This window comes from Kitasatospora sp. NPDC058170 (assembly GCF_042883905.1).
GTDB lineage: Bacteria > Actinomycetota > Actinomycetes > Streptomycetales > Streptomycetaceae > Kitasatospora.
Genome location: NZ_JBHVUV010000015.1, coordinates 24172 through 32342, shown reverse-complemented (window position 1 = coordinate 32342; position 8171 = coordinate 24172). Strand labels below are relative to the sequence as shown.

The 8171-nt window shown below is 71.4% G+C and carries 4 protein-coding genes and 1 pseudogene; 1 reads left to right on the top strand and 4 read right to left on the bottom strand.

Features of this window, described 5'->3' with window-relative positions:
* Positions 1 to 93: 93 nt before the first annotated feature.
* The 4 genes from ACFVVX_RS18205 to ACFVVX_RS18190 form a co-directional block, all read right to left on the bottom strand.
* The gene (locus ACFVVX_RS18205) at positions 94 to 963 is read right to left on the bottom strand and encodes a sterol desaturase family protein (protein ID WP_387946601.1); all 870 of its coding nucleotides are present in this window, start codon (positions 961 to 963) and stop codon (positions 94 to 96) included.
* Positions 964 to 1334: 371 nt separating this feature from the next.
* A complete protein-coding gene (locus tag ACFVVX_RS18200) occupies positions 1335 to 1886 on the bottom strand; it encodes a TetR/AcrR family transcriptional regulator (protein WP_387946884.1) in 552 nt (183 codons plus the stop codon).
* A gap of 89 nt (positions 1887 to 1975) precedes the next feature.
* Positions 1976 to 3553 carry a DHA2 family efflux MFS transporter permease subunit gene (locus ACFVVX_RS18195; protein ID WP_387946599.1) on the bottom strand — a complete coding sequence of 526 codons (1578 nt, stop codon included), beginning with the start codon at positions 3551 to 3553 and terminating at the stop codon, positions 1976 to 1978.
* 243 nt (positions 3554 to 3796) lie between these two features.
* Positions 3797 to 4579 (bottom strand): thioesterase II family protein, encoded by a 783-nt coding sequence (locus tag ACFVVX_RS18190; RefSeq protein ID WP_387946597.1) that lies wholly within the window; start codon positions 4577 to 4579, stop codon positions 3797 to 3799.
* A 362-nt stretch (positions 4580 to 4941) separates the two neighbouring features.
* On the opposite strand from ACFVVX_RS18190, the pseudogene ACFVVX_RS18185 reads away from it, so the two are divergent.
* Positions 4942 to 8166: pseudogene (locus ACFVVX_RS18185) on the top strand (type I polyketide synthase); the annotation flags it as partial.
* Positions 8167 to 8171: the final 5 nt, after the last annotated feature.

The following is an 8171-nucleotide window of genomic DNA, read 5'->3' as shown; positions in this document are numbered from 1 at the left end:
GAAGGGGGACGGGCCCTGGGGAACGGGCCGAAGAAGGGCTGGCCGGGGGCGGACGGGTGGAGCACGGGCGGGTGGAGGGGTGCGCGGGAGCGGTCAGGCCGGGGCGTCCTCGGCCCGCACCGGGCGGCGCAGGGCCTGGAGGTGACTGGCGATCACCTCACCCGTGCCGGGGAAGTCGGACGGGCGCCGCAGCCCCACCGCGGCCGGTCTACGGCCCGGCTGCCAGGTGAAGCTGCCGAAGAGGTGGTCCCAGACCGAGAGGTCCGAGCCGTAGTGCCCGGCCTCGGCCAGGTCGACGCTGTGGTGCAGCCGGTGCTGCTCCGGGCCGGCGAGGACGTGGTTGAGCGGGCCGATCCGGACGTCGATGTTGGCGTGCACGAAGTAGCCCTGGGCGACCACGAACAGGCCCACCACGAACACCGACTCCTGCGAGAAGCCCGCCAGCGCGAGGGAGAGCTGGACGGCGCCCTGGGTGACCAGCACGTCGAGGACGTGGTTGACGCCGTTGTTGGCGACGTTGACCTTCCGCGGGACGTGGTGCACGCCGTGCAGCCGCCAGAGCCACGGGTTGTGGTGGCTCCACCGGTGCACCAGGTAGTTGGCCAGCGAGCCGAGCAGCAGCGCCGCCGGGATCTCGACCCAGAGCGGCAGTGCCGGACGCGGCGGCGCCGCCCAGCCGACGGCGACCGACACCGGCAGCTGCGAGAGGCTCCCGCCGATCATGGTGAGCACGAAGTACACGCCGTACCAGCCCCACTCACCGAAGGCCGGACGCCATTGCACTTCGTAGGGGATCAACCATTCGAGAGCCGTCAGATAGCCGACCGTTCCGAACAGGAAGAACAGGCTCACCCGGCCGAAGTCCCAGCGCCAGCGCAGGGCCGCGACCGATATCGACACGAGCGTGAGCAGCAGGATCGGGTATGCGACATGACGGAGCACAGCTCGTGGCTGTACGCCCATGGCGGCCCCCTTCGCGATCCAACACCGAGCGATCACCGAACGCATTCGTTCTGATACTAACGGTGGCCGGAAGGGGATGCGAGGGATTTCGAAGAAGAATCACAAGCGGCCAAATTTGTCGGACAATACGCAGACAAACATGGCGTCAGATGTGCTCGGTGATGAATGGCTTCTGCTATTTCATCTCATCATCAGCCCGGCCCTTTTCACGCGGCGGACCGCCGGGGCCGCCTCCCGCCCGACGGCAGCCGCGCCCGGGGCCGGACGATCCGTCACCACCGCCGCCCCGCAGGGTCGTTGACCGACGGAAACGACTCAGGCCCGATGGTCTCCCATCGGGCCTGAGTCGTGGATCCCCCGTTCCCGGAGGATCACCGGGGCGCCAGCCCGTCCAGAACCGCGTTCACCAGTTCCTCGGGGTCCAGATCGCTGAAGCTGGTGTCGGTCGGATCCGCTCCCGAGGACCGGAACGAGCGGATCAGGACCGGGCCGAGCAGCAGGTCCATCGCGAGGTTCAGGTTCGCCCCCGGGCGGATCACCCCCTCCGCGACCCCCTTCTGGAGGATTCGCATGACGATGTCCCGACGCGGGCGGATCGCCTGGTCGACGTACTCCCGGTAGAGCTCCGGGTGGGTGTCGGCCACACCGAACAGCCTGGGCACCAGCTGGATGTACCGCGGGTCGTCGTGCATCCGCTGCATGCCCCGGACGCATTCGATCAGCGCCTGCCGCAGGTCCTTCGCGGCCGGGGCCTCCGGCATCTCGCCCCGCAGGGAGCAGATCGCGGCCACCAGGAGCTCGTCCTTGGTCTTCCACCGCCGGTAGATGGTGGTCTTGGCGACGGAGGCCCGGGCCGCGACGGTCTCCACGGAGAGCCCGTCCGGGCCGACCTCGGCGAGGAGGGCGAGCGAGGCGTCGAGGATCGCCCGCTCCGCCTCCTCACTCCGAGGCCGTCCGGACCGGACCGGCGTTCTTTTGGCCGGCGCACTTGTCTTTTGGATGGTGGGGCCTCCTACTCGGTGCGGGGGTTACGGCTGGGCATCGCCAGGACCACCGCCGCGGCGCCGAGGAGCGCGAACCCTCCAGCAGCGATCGATGTCACGTGCATCGCCGAGACGAAGGCGTCCTGTGCCTTCTCGAACAGCATCTGCAGGTCGGCGAGCGCGGACCGTGGAACGGTACCCGACTGTACCTGGGCCACCAGCTTCTCGGCCTCGGTACCCGTACCAACGATCGACTCGGCGGCGTTGTGCCGGGCGGCCTCCGGGAAGACCGTGTCCACCGTGTCGGAGATCTTGCCACGGTAGGCCGCGGCGAGCACCGATCCGAGCACCGCGATACCGAGCGCACCGGCCATCTGGCGGACGGTGTTGGTGACCGCCGAGCCGGCACCCGCCTTGGTCACCGGCACCGCCGACATGGCGAGCGCGGTGGCCGGGGCGAAGACGCCACCCATGCCGAAGCCGAACAGGAGGCTGATCACCAGCAGGTACCAGACCGCGGTGTCCTTGTCGACGATCGCCCAGCCCAGCAGGGACAGGCCCATGATGGCGAGGCCGCCGGCGACCGGGCCGCGGTGGCCGAACTTGGCGGTCAGGCCGGAGCTCTTGGCGGCGCTGATCATCATGCCGACCGCGACGGGCAGGGCGAACAGGCCGGCCTTCAGCGCGTCGTAGCCGCGCGCCGCCTGCCAGTAGTAGGCCATGAAGACCAGGCCGCCCATCAGCGCGAACGAGGTCACCGAGAGGGCGAAGGTACCGCTGGAGAAGAGCCGGTTGCGGAACAGGTTGACGTCCAGCGTGGGCGAGGCACTGCGCTTCTGCAGCCAGACGAAGAGCGCCAGGACGGCCACGCCGCCGAGGGAGGGGAGCAGGACGGCCGCGGAGATCCAGTCGTTGGTCTCGCCGCCCTTGATGATCCCGTAGACCAGGCCGATGACACCGACGGTGCTGAGCACCACGCCGAGCGGGTCGAGCCGGCTGGGCTTGGGGTCACGGGACTCGGGCACGACCATCATCACCGCGATGGAGCCGACGATCACGACCGGGATGTTGACCAGGAAGAGCGAGCCCCACCAGAAGTACTTGAGCAGCAGACCACCGGTGATCGGACCGACCGCGATGGCGATGCCGGAGAAGGAGGACCAGAGGCCGATGGCCTTCCCGCGCTCGTTCGGCGGGAAGACGTTCTGGATGATCGAGAGGGTCTGCGGCTGGACCATCGCGGCACCGAGGCCCATCCCGGCACGGGCCAGGATCAGCGGGACCGGCTCGGTCACCAGCGCCGCGACCACCGAGGTGATGCCGAACAGCACGAGGCCGATCACCAGGAGGAGCTTGCGGCCGACCCGGTCGCCCAGGACGCCGAAGGTGAACATCAGGCCGGCGAAGATCAGGATGTAGGAGTCGAGCACCCACTCCATCTCGCTCTGCGTGGCGTTCAGGTCGTGCTGGATCGTGCGGAGGCCGACGTTGAGGATCGTGTTGTCGATCAGGATCACCAGCAGGCTGCTGACGAGCACGCCGAGGATCAGCCAACGGCGCGGATGTCCTGCCTGGGGCTGGACTTGGGGAATCGTGGTCTGTGTCATGGCCCAGAACTCTAGGGGATTTCGATACGCAACGGGAGCGTATCGCTATGGTCAGGGAATGTGACTCTCGTCACACCGTTCGGTACTGACCGCGGCGCGGTGCGACCGTCCGGGTCCAGGCAGCCGGACACCGCCCGCCACCGGTCCGAGGACCGGCAGACGGGCGGTGCGGAAGCGGTCGTCGGGGAGCCCCCGGCCGCGGTCTCGCGGCCGCGGGGAATCCACGGCCGACTGCTCTTGAATTCACGCGATGTTCGCCATGGAGCGGTGGCCGGAGATGAATGCGTTGATCGCCGGGATGACCGACAGCGCGTGGTCGTTGAGGAAGAAATGGCCACCGGCGAAGGTGCGCAGCGAGAAATCACCGGTGGTGTGGTCGGCCCAGGCCTCCGCCTCCGCGGTGGTGACATGCGGATCGGCATCGCCGGTCAGCAGCAGAATGGGCCGGTCAATGGAATCCGCACCGGGCCGGCAGCGGTACGTCTCGGCTGCCTTGTAGTCGCTGCGGACGTACGGGAGAATCATTTCCAGAATTTCCGGGTCGCGCAGCATCCGGGGGTCGGTGCCGCTCAGCCGCTCCATGTCCCGGATCAGCGCGCGGTCGTCCAGCAGGTGGACGTACTCGTCGCGGGGGCGGGACGGCGCGCGCCGCCCGGAGGCGATCACGCCCTGCAGCTCGATCCCCTCGCGCTCCAGCCGGACGGCCACCTCGAAGGCCAGTGAGGCGCCGAGGCTGTGGCCGAACAGCGTGAGCGGCCGGTCCGACCAGGGGCGCAGCTCCCGCACCACCAGGTCGGCGAGTTCGTGCAGATCCTCGACGCAGGGTTCGGCGGCGCGGTCCTGGCGCCCGGGGTACTGGACGGCGAGCACGTCCACCGAGGTGTTCATCGCCCGGGCGACCGGCAGGAAGTACCCGGCCGAGCCGCCCGCGTGCGGGAGGCAGACCAGCTGCGCGGGCGCGGCCGGGGACGGCTGGAAACGCCGTATCCAGAGACTGCTCCGTTCCGGCGCTGCTGACTTGTACATTCGGATTCCCCATCCCGTCGCGCTTCCCGAGAAGCGGTCCGCCGCTCAGTTCCGCCTTGTGCGACGGGCCGCCGGTCTGCATAACATTCAAGCCGGGGCGATACTCGCGGGGCCAGACGTCAACCCCCCTCAAGCGCCCCCGGGCACCCCTATCGGGCAATAGGGGGTTCCCCCTGCCCGGAACTGCGGGTATGCCGCCCGGTGGTCGGCCCCGGGCGGGTAGGGGGACACCAGGGGTTGAGCCCGGAATGAGCGGGTGGATATGGTCGGCGCCATATAACCCGTGATTCGTCGCATTCTGCCGCGCGGTCCGTTCTTCAGTCGAGGAGATAGACGTTCGCATGACAACGAACGAGGAAAAACTCCGGGAATACCTCAGGCGGACCACCACGGCCCTGCATCAGGCGCAGCAGCGGCTGAACGACATCGCCGACCGCGAGCAGGAGCCGATCGCCATCGTCGCGATGGGCTGCCGCTACCCCGGCGGGGTGCGCTCGCCCGAGGACCTGTGGCGGATGGTGTCCGAAGGAGTGGACGCCATCGGTGAGTTCCCCGAGGACCGCGGCTGGGCCGAGGACCTCTTCGACCCGGACCCGCGGACCGCCGGAAAGACCTACTCGACGCGCGGTGGATTCCTGTACGACGCGGCGGAGTTCGACGCCGGCTTCTTCGGTCTGCCGCCGCGCGAGGCGGTCGCGATCGACCCGCAGCAGCGGCTGCTGCTGGAGACCTCCTGGGAGGCCCTGGAGCAGGCCGGGATCGTGCCGGACTCGCTGCGCGGCGAGCAGGTCGGCGTCTTCACCGGGGTGATGTACCAGGACTACGCCTGGCGCTGCCGGCCCACGCCGAAGGAGGTCGAGGGCCTGGTCGGCATCGGCAGCGCGGCCAGCGTGGCCTCCGGCCGGATCGCCTACACCTACGGCTTCGAGGGCCCGGCGATCACCGTCGACACCGCCTGCTCCTCCTCGCTGGTCACCCTCCACCTGGCCGTGCAGTCGCTGCGCCGCGGCGAGTGCACGCTGGCCCTGGCCGGCGGGGCGACCGTGATGGCCACCCCGGGCGTCTTCGTCGAGTTCAGCCGCCAGCGCGGACTGGCCCCGGACGGCCGCTCCAAGGCCTTCGCGCAGGCCGCCGACGGTACGGGCTGGTCCGAGGGCGTCGGCCTGCTGGTGCTGGAGCGGCTCTCCGACGCCCGCGCCAACGGCCACCCGGTCCTGGCCCTGATCCGCGGCTCGGCCGTCAACCAGGACGGCGCCAGCAACGGGCTCACCGCCCCCAACGGCCCCGCCCAGGAGCGGGTCATCCGCCAGGCGCTCGCCCAGGCCGGACTGGCCCCCTCGGACGTGGACGCGGTCGAGGCGCACGGCACCGGCACCGCCCTCGGCGACCCGATCGAGGCCCAGGCGCTGCTCGCCGTCTACGGCCAGAACCGCGAGGAGCCGCTCTGGCTCGGCTCGCTGAAGTCCAACCTGGGCCACACCCAGGCGGCGGCCGGGGTCGGCGGCGTCATCAAGACGGTGCTGGCGATGCGCCACGGCCTGCTGCCGCAGACCCTGCACGTCGACGAGCCGACCCGGCACGTGGACTGGTCCTCCGGCGCCGTCGAACTGCTCACCGAGCAGCGCGCCTGGCCCGAGACCGGCCGTCCGCGCCGGGCCGGGGTGTCCTCCTTCGGCATCAGCGGGACCAACGCGCACCTGATCCTGGAGCAGGCCGAGGCCGTGGATGCGGGCGAATCCGCCTCCAGCGAGGGCCTGTTGACCCCGTGGGCGCTGTCCGCGCGCAGCCCGAAGGCGCTGCGCGGGCAGGCCGAGCGGCTGCACGCCCTGCTCACCGAGCGGCCCGCCGCCGACCCCGGCGCCGTCGCCGCCGCACTGCTCTCCACCCGCACCGGCTTCGACCACCGGGCCGTCGTCCTCGCCGCCGGACGGGACGAACTGCTCGCCGGGCTGGCGGCGCTGGCCGCCGGCACCGCCAACCCCTCGGTGGTCCAGGGCCGTTCGCACGCCGGGCCGCTCGCCGTGCTGTTCACCGGCCAGGGCGCCCAGCGCACCGGCATGGGCCGCGAGCTGTACGAGCGCTTCCCCGCCTTCGCCGAGGCCTTCGACGCCGCCTGCGCCGCCCTGGACCCGCACCTCGGACGCTCCCTCAAGGAGCTGGTGTTCGACCCGGAGCACGCCGAGGAGCTGGACCGGACCGGGTTCACCCAGCCCGCGCTGTTCGCCCACGAGGTGGCGCTGTACCGGCTGCTGGAGTCCTTCGGCGTCCGCCCCGACCACCTGATCGGCCACTCCGTCGGCGAGCTGGCCGCCGCCCACGTCGCCGGGGTGTTCGACCTCGCCGACGCGGCCAAGCTGGTCGCCGCCCGCGGCCGGCTGATGCAGAGCCTCCCGGCCGGCGGCGCCATGGCCGCCGTCCAGGCCACCGAGGCCGAGGTGCTGGCCGCCCTGGACGGGTACGGCGACCGGGTCTGCGTCGCCGCCGTCAACGGCCCCGCGGCCACCGTGGTCTCGGGCGACGAGGACGCCGTCACCGCGGTCGCCGACGCGCTCGCCGCGGGCGGCCGCAAGACCAAGCGGCTGCGCGTCAGCCACGCCTTCCACTCCGCCCACATGGACCCGATCCTCGACGAGTTCGCCGCCGTCGCCCAGGAGTTGACCTACCGCGAGCCGCAGATCCCGGTCATCTCCAACCTGCTCGGCGCCATCGCCGGGCCGGGCACCCTCACCGACCCCAAGTACTGGGTGCGGCACATCCGCGAGGCGGTCCGCTTCGCCGACGGCGTCGCCGCCCTGCGCGACGCCGGCGTCACCGGCTACCTGGAGGCCGGACCGGACGCCGTGCTCGCGGCGATGGCCCGCGAGACCCTGACCGGCACCGACGCCACCGTCCTGCCGGCCCTGCGCCGCGACCGCCCCGAGGTCACCGCGCTGCTCACCGCGCTCGCCGGGCTGCACACCGCCGGCCACCCGGTGGACCTCTCCCCCGCCGTGCCGGCCCGCACCGGCCGGCCCGCCGAGCTGCCGACCTACGCCTTCCAGCGCGAGCGCTACTGGCTGGACGAGGAGCCGGGGCTGCCCGGCGCGGCCGCCCCCGGCTCCGCCGAGGGCCGCTTCTGGCAGGCCGTCGGCGAGGGCGACTCCACCGCGCTGCTCGGGCTGCTGGACGGCGCCGAGGAGCACCAGGAGGCCCTGGACCGGCTGCTCCCGCTGCTCACCGGCTGGTGGCAGCGCCGGCAGCCGCAGGTGCCCGCGGGCGAGGCCGAGGCCGAGCCCGAGGCGCTCACCCTGCTCGACCGGCTGCGCGCCCTGGACGAGCCTGCGCGGTTCGACGAGCTCTGCCTGTTCGTGCGGCACGAGTGCGCGATCGCCCTCGGCCACGCCTCCGGCGAGGCGATCGACCCCGACGGCGACTTCCTCGACCTCGGGTTCACCTCGCTCTCCGCCGTCGACTTCGGCAACCGGCTGCGCGAGGAGACCGGTCTGGAGCTGTCGCTCAGCGCCGTCTACGAGTACCCGACGCCACTGGCTCTGGCCGAGTTCCTCTCCGCCGAGCTGATCGCCACCTTCCCTGAACTGCTCTCCTGAAGCTG

Excerpts from the sequence above, each read along its gene's own strand:
- ACFVVX_RS18205 (WP_387946601.1), bottom strand. The coding sequence starts at position 963 with ATGGGCGTACAGCCACGAGCTGTGCTCCGTCATGTCGCATACCCGATC.
- ACFVVX_RS18195 (WP_387946599.1), bottom strand. The coding sequence starts at position 3,553 with ATGACACAGACCACGATTCCCCAAGTCCAGCCCCAGGCAGGACATCCG.
- ACFVVX_RS18190 (WP_387946597.1), bottom strand. The coding sequence starts at position 4,579 with ATGTACAAGTCAGCAGCGCCGGAACGGAGCAGTCTCTGGATACGGCGT.